15 protein-coding genes are annotated in these 13491 nt (G+C 70.3%); 12 read left to right on the top strand and 3 right to left on the bottom strand.

The genetic code is table 11. The features are described from left to right. Positions 1 to 47 precede the first annotated feature (47 nt). The 10 genes from glyA (at position 48) to atpD (ending at position 9783) form a co-directional block, all read left to right on the top strand. The gene (glyA, locus tag JT362_RS18440) at positions 48 to 1325 is read left to right on the top strand and encodes a serine hydroxymethyltransferase (RefSeq protein WP_260192525.1); all 1278 of its coding nucleotides are present in this window, start codon (positions 48 to 50) and stop codon (positions 1323 to 1325) included. After that, positions 1322 to 2467 carry a glycosyltransferase family 4 protein gene (locus tag JT362_RS18435; RefSeq protein WP_260192524.1) on the top strand — a complete coding sequence of 382 codons (1146 nt, stop codon included), beginning with the start codon at positions 1322 to 1324 and terminating at the stop codon, positions 2465 to 2467. Before glyA ends, JT362_RS18435 begins: the two co-directional genes overlap by 4 nt. After that, positions 2464 to 2943 carry a Cg1360 family ATP-synthase-associated protein gene (locus JT362_RS18430; RefSeq protein ID WP_260192523.1) on the top strand — a complete coding sequence of 160 codons (480 nt, stop codon included), beginning with the start codon at positions 2464 to 2466 and terminating at the stop codon, positions 2941 to 2943. The genes JT362_RS18435 and JT362_RS18430 overlap by 4 nt, the downstream gene beginning before the upstream one ends. A gap of 230 nt (positions 2944 to 3173) precedes the next feature. Further along, complete coding sequence (gene atpB, locus JT362_RS18425) at positions 3174 to 3956, top strand: F0F1 ATP synthase subunit A (RefSeq protein ID WP_260192522.1); 783 nt, start codon at positions 3174 to 3176, stop codon at positions 3954 to 3956. A 69-nt stretch (positions 3957 to 4025) separates the two neighbouring features. Next, the gene (locus JT362_RS18420) at positions 4026 to 4262 is read left to right on the top strand and encodes an ATP synthase subunit C-like protein (RefSeq protein ID WP_260192521.1); all 237 of its coding nucleotides are present in this window, start codon (positions 4026 to 4028) and stop codon (positions 4260 to 4262) included. 25 nt (positions 4263 to 4287) lie between these two features. Next, a complete protein-coding gene (locus JT362_RS18415; RefSeq protein ID WP_260192520.1) occupies positions 4288 to 4833 on the top strand; it encodes a F0F1 ATP synthase subunit B in 546 nt (181 codons plus the stop codon). Between the two features lie 9 nt (positions 4834 to 4842). Further along, on the top strand, positions 4843 to 5709 hold the full coding sequence (locus JT362_RS18410) for a F0F1 ATP synthase subunit delta (RefSeq protein ID WP_260192519.1): 867 nt from the start codon (positions 4843 to 4845) through the stop codon (positions 5707 to 5709). A gap of 47 nt (positions 5710 to 5756) precedes the next feature. After that, positions 5757 to 7397, top strand: a complete 1641-nt coding sequence (atpA, locus tag JT362_RS18405) for a F0F1 ATP synthase subunit alpha (RefSeq protein ID WP_260192518.1) — start codon at positions 5757 to 5759, stop codon at positions 7395 to 7397. An 11-nt stretch (positions 7398 to 7408) separates the two neighbouring features. Then, on the top strand, positions 7409 to 8359 hold the full coding sequence (locus tag JT362_RS18400; protein WP_260192517.1) for a F0F1 ATP synthase subunit gamma: 951 nt from the start codon (positions 7409 to 7411) through the stop codon (positions 8357 to 8359). Then, the gene (gene atpD / locus JT362_RS18395; protein ID WP_260192515.1) at positions 8359 to 9783 is read left to right on the top strand and encodes a F0F1 ATP synthase subunit beta; all 1425 of its coding nucleotides are present in this window, start codon (positions 8359 to 8361) and stop codon (positions 9781 to 9783) included. The genes JT362_RS18400 and atpD overlap by 1 nt, the downstream gene beginning before the upstream one ends. Positions 9784 to 9835: 52 nt before the next feature. On the opposite strand, the gene JT362_RS18390 is transcribed toward atpD, so the two are convergent. Both JT362_RS18390 and JT362_RS18385 read right to left on the bottom strand, forming a co-directional pair. Beyond that, entirely contained in the window at positions 9836 to 11194 is a 1359-nt protein-coding gene (locus tag JT362_RS18390; protein WP_260192514.1) for a hypothetical protein, read from the bottom strand. Between the two features lies 1 nt (position 11195). Then, complete coding sequence (locus JT362_RS18385) at positions 11196 to 11699, bottom strand: SigE family RNA polymerase sigma factor (RefSeq protein WP_260192512.1); 504 nt, start codon at positions 11697 to 11699, stop codon at positions 11196 to 11198. A 115-nt stretch (positions 11700 to 11814) separates the two neighbouring features. Between JT362_RS18385 and JT362_RS18380 the strand changes: the two genes are divergently transcribed. Further along, the gene (locus JT362_RS18380) at positions 11815 to 12177 is read left to right on the top strand and encodes a F0F1 ATP synthase subunit epsilon (RefSeq protein WP_260192511.1); all 363 of its coding nucleotides are present in this window, start codon (positions 11815 to 11817) and stop codon (positions 12175 to 12177) included. Between the two features lie 21 nt (positions 12178 to 12198). Then, positions 12199 to 12639: a DUF2550 domain-containing protein gene (locus JT362_RS18375; protein ID WP_260192510.1), complete on the top strand. Its 441-nt coding sequence runs from the start codon at positions 12199 to 12201 to the stop codon at positions 12637 to 12639. A gap of 8 nt (positions 12640 to 12647) precedes the next feature. Here the strand turns inward: JT362_RS18375 and JT362_RS18370 are convergent, their stop codons facing one another. Then, positions 12648 to 13457, bottom strand: a complete 810-nt coding sequence (locus JT362_RS18370) for a DUF1206 domain-containing protein (protein WP_260192509.1) — start codon at positions 13455 to 13457, stop codon at positions 12648 to 12650. Positions 13458 to 13491 lie beyond the last annotated feature (34 nt).

Here is a 13491-nt window from a genome sequence, read left to right as displayed (position 1 = left end):
GCGCGGTAGCCTGACGCCACTGCAGCCTCGTGGAAGAAGCAACTCGCGTGGACACGCCGTTCTGGGGCCCGGACTTCGACGCCCTGGCCAGCACGGATCCCGAGATCGCCGACGTCGTGCTCGGGGAGCTCGAGCGCCTGCGCGGCGGCCTGCAGCTGATCGCCAGCGAGAACCTCACCAGCCCCGCGGTACTGGCCGCACTCGGCTCGACGCTGTCCAACAAGTACGCCGAGGGCTACCCGGGCCACCGCTACTACGGCGGCTGCGCCCAGGTCGACGTCGCCGAGGAACTCGGCGTCGCCAGGGCCAAGGCGCTGTTCGGCGCCGAGCACGCGAACCTGCAGCCGCACTCCGGGGCCAGTGCCAACCTCGCCGCCTACGCCGCGTTCTGCGAGCCGGGTGACACCGTGCTGGCCATGGACCTCAAGCAGGGCGGCCACCTCACCCACGGCTCCCTGGTCAACTTCTCCGGCCGCTGGTTCCAGGCGGTGTCCTACGGCGTCCGCGCCGACACCGAGCTGATCGACTACGACCAGGTCCGCGAGCTGGCCATCGCCCACGAGCCGCGCATGATCATCGCCGGGGCGACCGCCTACCCCCGGCTGATCGACTTCGCCGCGTTCCGGTCGATCGCCGACGAGGTGGGCGCGATCCTCATGGTCGACGCCGCGCACTTCATCGGGCTGGTGGCCGGCCGGGTCATCCCGTCCCCGGTGCCGTTCGCCGACGTGGTCACGCTGACCACGCACAAGGTGCTGCGCGGCCCGCGCGGCGGCATGATCCTCTGCCGCGCCGAGCACGCCAGAGCCATCGACAAGGCGGTGTTCCCGTTCGGCCAGGGTGGCCCGCTCATGCACGCGGTCGCCGCGAAGGCGGTCGCCCTGCGCGAGGCCGCCGCGCCGGAGTTCGGCGGGTACGCCACCCAGGTCGTGGCGAACGCGGCCGCGCTGGCCAAGGGTCTGGAGGCCGAGGGCATGCGCGCGGTCTCCGGCGGCACCGACACCCACCTCGCACTGCTCGACGTGCGCGGGCTGGAGATCACCGGCGCGGAGGCCGAGCGGCGCTGCGAGGCGGCCGGGATCACGCTGAACAAGAACGCGATCCCGTTCGACCCGGCACCGCCCGCGACCGCGTCCGGCATCCGCATCGGCTCGCCGAGCGTCACCACCCAGGGGATGACCGAGCCGGACATGGCCGAGATCGCCCGCCTGGTCGGCCGCGCGGTGCGCGCCGAGCCGGGCACCGCGACCGGTGACGCCGAGCACGCCGCCGTGCGCGACGCCGTCGGCCGCCTCACCGCCGCCCACCCGGCCTACCCCCGGTGAGCGCGCCGGTGAACCTCGCGCAGAGCTTCGAACCGGCCGGGCTTCCGATCCGGGAGTACGTGCTGGTCGGCCTCACCGCCGCCGTGCTGACGTTCCTGTTCACCGGGCTGGTGCGGCGGTTCGCGCTGCGCTGGGGCGCGGTGGCCCACCCGCGCCAGCGCGACGTGCACACCGTGCCGATCCCTCGGCTCGGCGGCCTCGCCATGTACCTCGGGGTGTGCGGCGGCATGCTGCTCGCCCACCAGCTGCCGGTGCTGCGCCGCGGGTTCGAGTTCACCCTCGACCCGACCGCGGTGCTGATCGGCGGCGGCGTGATCATGCTGATCGGCATGCTCGACGACCGCTACGAGCTGGACTCGCTGACCAAGCTCGCCGGGCAGACCACCTGCGCGGGCATCCTGGTGCTGTTCGGTCTGCAGTGGATCGTCATGTGGGTGCCGTGGGGCGGCGGCACCCAGCTGGTCCTCGACGAGAACCAGGGCGCGCTGCTGACCGTGCTGCTCGTGGTCACCATGGTCAACGCGATGAACTTCGTCGACGGCCTGGACGGGCTCGCCGCCGGCATCGGGCTCATCTCCGCGGCCGCGATCTGCGCGTTCTCCCTGCACCTGCTGGACGAGACCGGCGGCGACGTGAACAACTACGCGCCCGCGCTGATCTCGGCCACGCTCGCCGGCGCGTGTCTCGGCTTCCTGCCGCACAACTTCCAGCCGGCGAAGATCTTCATGGGCGACTCCGGTTCGATGCTGATCGGCCTGATGATCGCCGCGGCCAGCACCTCGGCCTCCGGGCGGGTGTTCAACCCGCAGGCCACCGAGACGATCGCGCTGCTCTCGCCGCTGCTGGTGATGGCCGCTGTGCTGTTCGTGCCGCTGCTGGACCTGCTGATGGCGGTCGTGCGGCGCACCCGCAAGGGACTGAGCCCGTTCCACGCCGACAAGATGCACCTGCACCACCGGCTGCTGGAGATCGGGCACACGCAGCGCCGCGCGGTGCTGCTGATCTACCTGTGGGCCGCCCTGCTGGCGTTCGGCACGGTCGCGTTCACCCTGTTCGACGTGCTCGCGGTGGCCTGGGTGATGGGCTTCGCCCTCCTGGTCGCCCTGGTCGTGTCGGCCGTACCTAGACTGAGGTCGAGATGACGGACAAGAAGAACGAGAACGAGGGACTCGGCCTGCTCGCGGACCTGCCGCGCACGCACGCCGAGTCCGTGCACAAGCTCGCCGACGCCATGCTGCGCCACGCGCTGTGGCCGGCGATCGCGGTCGTGGTGGCCGGGATCACGGTGGGCACTCTGGTGGCGGGGCTCGAGGGGACGTCGGGTGCGCTGGTCGGCGGCGTCGTGGCGTTCGCCTCGTCGTTCGCCACGCTGTGGCTGATGCGCAGAACCGCCGCGATGAACCCGATGCTGGTCATGGCCGCCGCACTGGGCGGGTTCATCGCCAAGATGCTCGTCCTGCTGGTCGTGATGCTGCTGCTGCGCAACGTGGGCTTTCTGCACACCGAGTCGCTCGCGTTCACCATGCTCGCCGTCGTGGTCGTCTGGGCGGCGATGGACGTGGTCGCGTCCCGCCGGACCAAGATTCCGACCTTGATCATCGACAGCGGCGACCGGTAGGTCCGCTGCCGATCATGTGGGTCGCGTCACCGCTGGCCAGGGGTAAGTAGTACGCGCGTCCGGGTAGTCGAAGAGCGGCTGATATGGTGCGCGCGTGCGCCTTCGGGGCACCTCTCGGGAGCAGGGGTGCCGCCGTCAGGCGCCCAGGGTCGCTGAGGTACGTTAAGTCCTGATCGTGACGATTCCCCCGGCGGTTTGTCTGCCGGCCGGGAGAACCGGAAGGAGCCCAGTTGCGGGCGCTGTGGCTAGCACAGGGTGAGTTCAATCCCCCTGGTGCGGGTGATTTCAACCTCCCGCCGATTTTCGCCGGGGTTACCAAGCCTATGGTGCTGATCGTCTTGTCGGTCATCATCATCGCGGTGTTCTTCCTGGCGGCGACCAGCCGCATGAAGGTGGTGCCCGGCAAGTTCCAGTTCTTCGCCGAGTCGGTTTATGACTTCGGGCGGAACAACATCGCGCGGGAACAGATCGGTTCGAAGGACTTCATGCCCTTCGTGCCGCTTATTCTCTCGTTGTTCACCTTCGTGCTGGTGAACAACATCTTCGGGATCATCCCGATCATCCAGTTCCCGACGATGTCGCACATCGGCTTCCCGCTCGCGCTGTCGGTCCTGATCGTGTACCCCCTCTACCACACTGTGGGGTTCCGCCGCCACGGTTTCGTCGGTTACCTCAAGCACGCGTTGTTCCCGCCGGGTGCACCCAAGCTGGTCTACCTGCTGCTAGTGCCGATCGAGATCTTCCAGAAGTTCATCATGAACCCGATCACGCTGGCGGTCCGAGTATTCGCCGCGATGTTCGCGGGTCACCTGATCCTGCTCCTGTTCACCCTGGCCGGGGAGTACCTGCTGATCGAGGCGGGCGGTGCGTTCAACATCGGGGTCTCGTTCGTCTCGTTCGCCTTCGCCATCGCGATGACGTTCCTCGAGGCACTGATCCAGGTGATCCAGGCCTACATCTTCGCGCTGCTGGCCGCCAACTACATCGGGCAGGCGCTGGCCTCGGATCACTAGTCGAACACCAATCTGGACACACACCCGATCCGCGGGAACTCGCGGACCGAGTTGAAAGGGAAATCTCAAGTGAGCAACGTTCTTCTTGCCCAGGCGGCCGACATCAACCCCGGCCTTGGGCTCATCGGCTACGGCCTCGCCGCGATCGGTCCGGGCATCGGCGTGGGCATCATCTGGGCCGCGGTCATCAACGGCACCGCGCGCCAGCCGGAGGCCCAGGGCAAGCTGATGAACATCGCCTGGACCACCTTCGTGCTGACCGAGGTGCTCGCACTGATCGGCCTGGTGCTCTTCTTCACCCTCTGATCCCCCCGGCCTCGAGGGAGACGCCATGTTGAACACCGTCGTGCTCGCCGCGGAGGAGCCGAGTCCGGTTCTGCCGCACGTTTCCGAGATCATCCTCGGGTTGGTCGCCTTCGGCCTGCTGCTGTTCGTGCTCTGGAAGTTCGCGGTGCCGCGCTTCGAAGCCGCGTACAAGGAGCGGTCCGAGAAGATCGAGGGCGGCATCAAGCGGGCCGAGCAGGCCCAGGCCGACGCGGAGAAGGCGCTGCAGGAGTACAAGGCGCAGCTCGCCGACGCCCGTGCCGAGTCGGCCCGGATCCGGGACGACGCCCGGCTGGAGGCGGAGCAGATCAAGGAGGAGCTCCGCGTCCAGGCCCAGGAGGAGGCCGCGCGCATCGTGGCCCAGGGGCAGGCGCAGCTGGAGGCGCAGCGATCCCAGATCGTCGCCGAGCTGCGGGCCGACCTCGGCCGGACCGCGGTCGAGCTGGCCAGCCGGATCGTCGGCGAGTCCCTGGAGGACGAGGCCCGGCGCAGCGGCACGGTCGACCGGTTCCTCGACGAGCTCGACTCGGTCTCGGCACCCGCCAAGAACTAGGACCCGCAGATGACATTCCATGCCGCTAGCCGCGACGCCCTCGCCGCCGCCGAGCTCACCCTGCTCGACGTGCTCGGCGGTGCGGACGCCAAGCCCGCGTCCGCCCGGGCCCGGTCCGCCAAGGCTCCGGCCGCCCCGGCGGACGACCTCGGCGACGAGCTGTTCTCCGTGGTCCGGCTGCTCGACGCGGAGGTCGGCCTGCGCCGTGCCCTCGGCGACTCCTCGGCCGAGCCGGAACGCCGGGAGCAGCTGCTCACCGGGCTGCTGTCCGGCAAGGTCAGCGCCAAGGCTCTCGAGGTCCTGGCCGCGACCGTCCGGCAGCGGTGGTCCACGCCGCGCGAGCTGGTCGACGGGATCGACCACCTCGGCCGGACCGCGCTGCTGGTGCGGGCCGAGCGGGAGGGCCGGCTGGACGCGGTGGAGGACGAGCTGTTCCGGTTCGGCCGGATCGTGGCCGGCGACACCGCGCTCGAGCAGGCGCTCACCGACCGGGCCGCGCCCGCGTCGGCCAAGGCCCAGCTCGTGCGCACGCTGATCGGGAACCAGGCGGAGGACGTGTCCGTTCGACTGGTGGAGCAGCTGGTGGTCGCCCCGCAGGGCCGGCCGCTGGTGGCCGGGCTCGCCGCGCTGGCCGACGAGGCCGCCAAGCGCCGCGAGCGGTCGGTGGCCCACGTGGTCTCCGCCGGTCCGCTGTCCGCCGCCCAGCAGGAGCGGCTGTCCGCCGCGCTGAACCGGATCTACGCGCGGCCCATCGCGCTGCACGTGGAGGTCGACCCCGACATCCAGGGCGGCCTGGTCGTCCGGGTCGGTGACGAGGTCATCGACGGCAGCGCGATCGGCCGGCTCGACCAACTGCGTCGCCGCCTCGCCGGCTGAGCGGCGCCCCAGACAGTGAAGTACAAGACGGTAGGAGCGGGTTAGACATGGCGGAGCTGACGATCTCGTCGGACGAGATTCGCAGTGCGATCGACAACTACGTGTCCAGTTACTCGCCCGACGTCAGCCGGGAGGAGGTCGGCCTCGTCGTCGACACCGGTGACGGCGTGGCGCACGTCGAGGGCCTGCCCTCGACGATGGCCAACGAGCTGCTGGAGTTCCCCGGCGGCATCCTCGGTGTGGCCCAGAACCTCGAGGCGCGCCAGATCGGTGTGGTCATCCTCGGCAACTACGAGCAGATCGAGGAGGGCCAGGAGGTCAAGCGGACCGGCCGGATCCTCTCGGTCCCGGTCGGCGACGCCTTCCTCGGCCGCGTGGTCGACCCGCTCGGCAAGCCGCTGGACGGCCTCGGCGACATCGAGTCGAGCGAGACCCGCGCCCTGGAGCTGCAGGCCGCCTCGGTGGTGCAGCGCCAGCCGGTGGGCGAGCCGCTGCAGACCGGCATCACCGCGATCGACGCGATGACCCCGATCGGCCGCGGCCAGCGCCAGCTGATCATCGGCGACCGCAAGACCGGCAAGACCGCGGTCTGCGTCGACACGATCATCAACCAGCGGGCGAACTGGGAGACCGGCGACCCGAAGCAGCAGGTCCGCTGCATCTACGTCGCGGTCGGCCAGAAGGGCTCCACGATCGCCACGGTGCGCCAGGCCCTCGAGGAGCAGGGCGCGCTGGAGTACACCACGATCGTCGCCGCGCCCGCGTCGGACTCGGCCGGCTTCAAGTGGCTGGCCCCCTACACCGGCTCCGCGATCGGCCAGCACTGGATGTACCAGGGCAAGCACGTCCTGATCGTCTTCGACGACCTGACCAAGCAGGCCGAGGCCTACCGCGCGCTGTCGCTGCTGCTGCGCCGCCCGCCGGGTCGCGAGGCGTTCCCCGGCGACGTCTTCTACTTGCACTCCCGCCTGCTGGAGCGCTGCGCGAAGCTGAACGACGAGCTGGGCGCCGGCTCGCTGACCGGTCTGCCGGTCATCGAGACCAAGGCCAACGACATCTCGGCCTACATCCCCACCAACGTCATCTCGATCACCGACGGGCAGTGCTTCTTCCAGTCCGACCTGTTCAACTCGGGCCAGCGCCCCGCGGTCGACGTGACCACGTCGGTGTCCCGGGTCGGTGGTGACGCGCAGATCAAGGCGATGAAGTCGGTCTCCGGCTCACTGCGCATCGACCTGTCGCAGTACGAGGAGCTGAAGGCGTTCGCCGCGTTCGCCTCCGACCTCGACCCGACCTCGCGCGCGCAGCTCGACCGAGGAGCCCGGCTGTACGAGGTGCTCAAGCAGCCGCAGTACTCGCCGGTTCCGGTCGAGCAGCAGGTGCTGACCGTGTGGCTGGGCACCAACGGCCACTTCGACCAGGTGCCGATCGAGGACGTGGCCCGGTTCAACAAGGAGTTCCTGGAGAACGTCCGGCACCGGCACGAGGGCATCCTCGCCGAGATCCGCGACAAGGGTAAGTGGTCCGACGAGCTCGCCGAGCGGGTCGCCGCCGCGTCGGACGAGTTCAAGAAGGGCTTCACCACCTCCGAGGGCAAGTCCCTGGTCGAGGTGGAGGCCGACGCCATGGACGCCGACGAGGTCGGGCAGGAGACCGTGAAGGTCAACAAGCCCGCCCCCACGAGCTGACCGGATAGGTTATGGCAGCACAACTTCGCGAGCTCCGGAGCAAGATCCGGGCGACCAAGTCGATCGGCAAGATCACCAAGGCGATGGAACTCATCGCCACCTCGCGCATCAGCAAGGCGCAGGCCCGCGTTGCCGCGGCCCGGCCGTACGCCTCGGAGATCACCAAGGTGCTCTCCGCGCTGGCCGGCGCCGCGTCCAACCTGGACGACCCGCTGCTGACCGAGCGGGAGAACCCCAAGCGGGTCGGCGTGCTGGTCATCACCAGCGACAAGGGCCTGTCCGGTGCGTACAACAGCAACGTGCTGCGGGCGGCGGAGGAGTTGCTGTCGCTGCTGCGGGAGCAGGGCAAGACGCCGGTGCTGTACGTGATCGGTAGCAAGGGCGTGGGCTACTACCGGTTCCGCGGGCGGGAGATCGCCGACAGCTGGACCGGGTTCTCCCAGGTGCCGCGCTACGAGAACGCCGCCGAGGCCGGCAACACGCTGGTGAAGGCGTTCCTCTCCGGCGCGGACGACGACGGCGACCAGCCCGGCGAGGACGGAATCCTCGGCGTGGACGAGCTGCACGTCGTCTACACCGAGTTCCGGTCGATGCTCTCCCAGGTGCCGGTCGCCCGGCGGATGGCTCCGCTGGAGGTCGAGTACACCGAGGTTGGCGAGGAGCCCCAGCCGAGCGACACCATCGCGCCGGCCTACGAGTTCGAGCCCAACGCGGAGACCCTGCTCTCGGCCCTGCTGCCGAAGTACATCAACACCAGGATCTACGCGGCTCTGCTCGAGTCGGCCGCCTCCCAGCTCGCCGCGCAGCGCAACGCGATGAAGTCGGCGTCGGACAACGCCAGCGACCTGGTGCAGACCTACACCCGCCTGGCCAACCAGGCCCGTCAGGCTCAGATCACCCAGGAGATCAGCGAAATCGTCGGCGGTGCGGACGCACTGGCCGCGGTAGGAAGTGAAGACTGATGACGACAACCGAGAACGCCGCCAAGGGCCGCATCGTGCGGGTGACCGGTCCTGTGGTCGACGTCGAGTTCCCCCGCGGTTCGGTCCCCGAGCTCTTCAACGCCCTCAAGGTGGACATCGCGTTCGAGGAGCTGAAGAAGACGGTGACCCTCGAGGTCGCCCAGCACCTCGGCGACAACCTGGTCCGGACGATCTCCCTGCAGCCGCAGGACGGTCTGGTGCGGGGGGCCGAGGTGCACGACACCGGCGCCGCGATCTCCGTGCCGGTCGGCGACAAGGTCAAGGGCCACGTCTACAACGCGCTCGGCGAGTGCCTCGACGAGCCCGGCTACGGGTCGGACTTCGAGAAGTGGGAGATCCACCGCAAGCCGCCGGCGTTCGACCAGCTCGAGGGCCGCACCCAGATGCTGGAGACCGGCCTCAAGGTCATCGACCTGCTGACCCCGTACGTGACCGGTGGCAAGATCGGCCTGTTCGGCGGTGCCGGCGTCGGCAAGACGGTGCTCATCAAGGAGATGATCACCCGCGTCGCCAAGAACTTCGGTGGCACCTCGGTGTTCGCCGGGGTCGGCGAGCGCACCCGTGAGGGCACCGACCTGTTCCTGGAGATGAGCGAGGACGGCGTCATCAACGACACCGCGCTCGTGTTCGGCCAGATGGACGAGCCGCCGGGTACCCGTATGCGGGTCGCGCTGTCCGCGCTGACGATGGCGGAGTACTTCCGCGACGTGCAGAACCAGGACGTGCTGCTGTTCATCGACAACATCTTCCGGTTCACCCAGGCCGGCTCCGAGGTGTCGACCCTGCTGGGCCGCATGCCCTCGGCCGTGGGTTACCAGCCGACGCTGGCCGACGAGATGGGTGAGCTGCAGGAGCGGATCACCTCGACCAAGGGCCGGTCGATCACCTCGATGCAGGCGATCTACGTGCCGGCGGACGACTACACCGACCCGGCCCCGGCGACGACGTTCGCCCACCTGGACGCCACCACCGAGCTCTCCCGGTCGGTGTTCCAGAAGGGCATCTTCCCGGCGGTGGACCCGCTGGCGTCGACCTCGACGATCCTCGACCCGGCCATCGTGGGTGACAAGCACTACGCGGTGGCCTCCGAGGTCATCCGGATCCTGCAGAAGTACAAGGAGCTGCAGGACATCATCGCCATCCTCGGCATGGACGAGCTGTCCGAGGAGGACAAGCTGACCGTGCAGCGGGCGCGCCGGATCGAGCGGTTCCTGTCGCAGAACATGCTGGTGGCCGAGACGTTCACCCAGATCCCCGGCTCGACGGTGCCCCGCGAGGAGACCGTCGAGGCGTTCGACCGGATCACCAAGGGCGACTTCGACCACTACCCGGAGCAGGCGTTCCTGGGCATCGGTGGCCTGGACGACCTGGAGAAGAAGTACAAGGACATCACCGGCAAGTAGTCCGCACGACGAACGGCGCCCCCACGACCTCGCGGGGGCGCCGTTCTCGTGTCTACAGATCGACGACCTCGTCGCCGACGCGGACCGACACCGTGTCGGCCGGTACCAGCGCGGCGTCCGCGACCGGCTGCGACCAGGTGCCGTCGTCGGCGGTGCGGTAGCTCAGCTGCTGTCCCCGTGCGGCGACGACGACCTCCTGGCCGCCCGGCACCCGGTACACGACCGGCAGCGGGCGCTCCGGGTCCACTTCGGACACGCGGGCCACGCGGGCCACCTCGTACCCGCCTGGCCTGAGCGTCACCGCGTACAGGTAGGCGGGATGGTCGAGTTCCTGCCACTCGCCGAGAACGACCGTCGTGCCGTCCGCCAGCCCGGCCACGACCGTCCACTCCGGCGCCCTCGGAACGTACGACCAGGGATCGAGCACGTTCCCGTCGCGGACCGCGGTGACGAACACGTCCTCGGGCGTCCGGCTGAGGTCGCGTGGTTCGCCGGCGACGAGCGTTCCGTTCCAGCCGAGGCCGTGGAAGGCGGGCTCGGGCGCGGGGTCCGGGTAGGTTGCGGTGCGCAGCAGCGGCAGGTGGCCGCCGAGCTTCGCGTTCTCCGGCTCGTCCGGCCGACCCGCGACGAGCCGGACGTTGTGCACGTTCGTGCCCTCGGGGAGCTGGAGGACGCCGGCGCCGCCGTCGATCGGCACCTCGGTCCACGCGCGGCTCGACGTGCCGTTCCCGGCGTAGCGGATCTCGGGGGAGATCGAGAGCCCGCCGGGCACGTGCGGCGGGGCCACCGCGAGCACCGTCCGGTCGTCGGGCAGTAGGAAGTAGCCCAGCTGTCCCGGAGCGTCGACCTGGACGCCGAGCAGTCGGGGCTCGTCGGTTCCCGGCGCGGGCGCGACGAGCCCGGTGACCACCCGTTCCTGACCCTGCTGTTCGGGCGGCACCCGATCGTCCCCGGGGAGCCGCACGGTCTGCATGACGAGCGCGGCGACGCCGTACGGGGTCTCGCCCGCCCAGTAGACGTGCGGCTCGCCGAGGCGGTCGTCGAGGGCGCCGTCCGGGTTGACCGGGGCGCCGGTCATGCCGGTGTTCCATGCCTCGACGACCTGGCTGACGACCGCCTGCTCGTGAACGAGTTCGCCGCCGGACAGGTTCAGCCGCATGTCCGCCTTCGGTGCCCGTTCGGTTTTCGAGACACCGGGTGGGAGCGGGCCTGCCCCCTGGGTCGGCACCACGACCGCGACGGCGACGGCGGCCGTGAGGACGGCGGTGCCGGCGACGGCGGCGGTCACGGCGCGGCGGGTGCGGGTGCGCCTGTGCCGGCCGCCGTGGACCACGGAGTCGGTGAAGCCCGGCGGCGGTTCGATGTCGTCGGTGGCCTCGCGCAGGGCGTTGGTGAGATCGCGGGTGTCCATGTCAGCTGCTCCGTTGGGGGGTGGGCTCGGCCATCAGCTCGCGCAACCGGGCGAGCCCGCGCGAGGTCTGGGATTTCACGGTGCCGACACCGCAGCGCAGTGCCGCTGCCGTGTCGGACTCGGAGAGGTCGTCGAAGAAGCGCAGGACCAGCACCGCGCGCATCCTCGGCGGCAGTGTGGCGAGCGCCCGCACCACGCGGTCCCGGTCCAGTACGTGCTGTTCCGGCCCGGCGACGGCCGGGTGCGGGCCGTCCCACACCAGCGGCGTCTCGGCGACCCGGCGGCTCCGGCGGCGCCAGCGGTTCGTCGCCGCGTTGACCAGCGCCGCCCGCACGTAGGGCTCTGCCCGGTCGCGGATTCGGCGCCAGCGGGGGTAGACGCGTTCGAGGACCTCCTGCAGCAGGTCCTCGGCCGCGGCGTGGTCGCCACCGCAGAGCAGGTACGCGGTGCGCAGCAGCGCGGGGGAGCGGTGGGCCACGAAGTCGGTGAACTCCGCATCGTCCATGTGTTCCTCAGAGGTTCGGGTGAGGTGATTCACCCGTATTGACACCGGCCTGCCGGGAGAGGTTGTCAGCAGACCAATTAGACTTCGACCCAAGCTGACTCGTAGGAGGTATCGCGTGGCTGAGATGTCCGTCCAGCTGGTCGCCGTGGAACGACGCCTGTGGTCGGGTACTGCCACGTTTGTCGTCGCGCAGACCACCGAGGGTGAGATCGGCATCATGCCTGGTCACGAGCCGGTGCTCGGGCAGTTGGTCGAGGGTGGTGTGGTCACCGTCCGGACCACCGACGGCGAGACGGTCACCGCCGCGGTGCACGGCGGCTTCCTGTCGGTCACCGCCGACACGGTGAGCATCCTCGCCGAGTCCGCGGACCTGGCCGACGAGATCGACGTGGCCGCCGCCAGGGCCGAGCTCGAGGGCGACGAGGAGACTCGGGCGAGGGCACACGCCCGACTGCGCGCCGCGGGACAGACGGACTGACGGCAGGCGGGGCGGGCCGTCGTGGACATCACTGTCGTCGTCGGAGCGGTCCTGTTCCTGGTCACCGTCGTGCTGGCCTGGTTCGCCGTGCGCAGGTTGCGCGCGCTGCGGTCCGGTGGCGTGCACGCGGCCCTGCGCACCCGCCTCGACGACTCCGGCAAGGGATGGCACCTCGGCGTCGGCCGCTACCAGGGCGACGAGTTCGTGTGGTTCCGCGTGCTGAGCCTGCGCCCCGGCCCGGACCGGGTCCTGCACCGCAGCGGTCTCGAGATCGCCGACCGCCGGGAGCCGTCCGGGCCGGAGCAGTACAGCATGCCCCCGTCGTCCCTGGTCCTGCGCTTCCGTGCCGGCGCCGCCGGCCCGGGCCCCGACGTGGAGCTCGCGATGAGCCCGGACGCGCTGACCGGGTTCCTGTCGTGGCTGGAGTCCGCCCCGCCCGGCCGCCTGCCCTGGGCGTCCTGAGTCGCGTTCTAGGTGCGGTGCGCCTTCGCGGCGGCGAAGCAGAACACGCCGTAGGCCGCCAGGCCCAGCGCCACCGCCACCAGCGCCGCCGTCCCGAACGGCTGGCCGGCGACCGTCCTGAGCGCGGCGTCCAGCCCGCCTGACCGGCCCGCGTTCCGGTGCAGCGCGGCGATGCCGATGAGCACCCCGACGATCCCCAGCACGACGCCCTTCGCGAGGTAGCCCGCGATGCCGAGCCTGGTCACCCAGCGCCGGCTGCCCGTCGGGAGCGCGGTGGTGTCGAGGTCGTCGAGGAACGATTCGCGCACGCCCTTGACCACGAGCGCGACCGCGATCCCGATGACGACCATGGCCACCACGCCGACCAGGACCCGGCCGGCGGGCAGGGCCAGCAGTTGGGCGGTCCACGACCGCTGCTGCTGGTCGCCGGAGCCGCCGGAACCGTTCCCGCTGGCCAGCCGGACGGCCGTGACGCCCAGGACGACCCCGATGACCGCCCGCGCGACCGCGGCGACGCGCTTGACCGTGCGCTCGCGCCGCTTGAGGACCCAGTGGAAGCCCTTGGCGGCCATCAGGGCCTGCCAGGCGGCGTAGGCGAACAGGCCGACGGCCAGGACCCACAGCACGAGCTTGCCGAACCCGCCGCTGCCGATCTCGGTGAGCGCGCCGCGCTGGTCGGCCTGCTCCCCGCCGTCGCCGAACGCGACGCGCAGGGCCAGGTAGCCGATGAGGACGTGGATGACGCCGTAGCAGACCATGCCGGCGCGGCCGAGGGTCTGCGCGGCGGTGCTGTTCTTGGCCTGGATCGCTCTGGACATGCCCGGTGGACTACCCGGGCGGGGAGGGCCGGAA

The sequence above is a fragment of the Actinophytocola gossypii genome, assembly GCF_025165815.1.
GTDB lineage: Bacteria > Actinomycetota > Actinomycetes > Mycobacteriales > Pseudonocardiaceae > Actinophytocola > Actinophytocola gossypii.
Note: the sequence above shows the minus strand (reverse complement) of the source record. Positions and strands in the feature narration are given on the sequence as shown.

Coding starts and splice junctions, on each gene's coding strand:
- JT362_RS18430 (WP_260192523.1), top strand. CDS start 2,464: ATGACGGACAAGAAGAACGAGAACGAGGGACTCGGCCTGCTCGCGGAC.
- atpA (WP_260192518.1), top strand. CDS start 5,757: ATGGCGGAGCTGACGATCTCGTCGGACGAGATTCGCAGTGCGATCGAC.
- JT362_RS18410 (WP_260192519.1), top strand. CDS start 4,843: ATGACATTCCATGCCGCTAGCCGCGACGCCCTCGCCGCCGCCGAGCTC.
- JT362_RS18385 (WP_260192512.1), bottom strand. CDS start 11,699: ATGGACGATGCGGAGTTCACCGACTTCGTGGCCCACCGCTCCCCCGCG.
- JT362_RS18390 (WP_260192514.1), bottom strand. CDS start 11,194: ATGGACACCCGCGATCTCACCAACGCCCTGCGCGAGGCCACCGACGAC.
- atpD (WP_260192515.1), top strand. CDS start 8,359: ATGACGACAACCGAGAACGCCGCCAAGGGCCGCATCGTGCGGGTGACC.
- JT362_RS18415 (WP_260192520.1), top strand. CDS start 4,288: ATGTTGAACACCGTCGTGCTCGCCGCGGAGGAGCCGAGTCCGGTTCTG.
- JT362_RS18370 (WP_260192509.1), bottom strand. CDS start 13,457: ATGTCCAGAGCGATCCAGGCCAAGAACAGCACCGCCGCGCAGACCCTC.
- JT362_RS18400 (WP_260192517.1), top strand. CDS start 7,409: ATGGCAGCACAACTTCGCGAGCTCCGGAGCAAGATCCGGGCGACCAAG.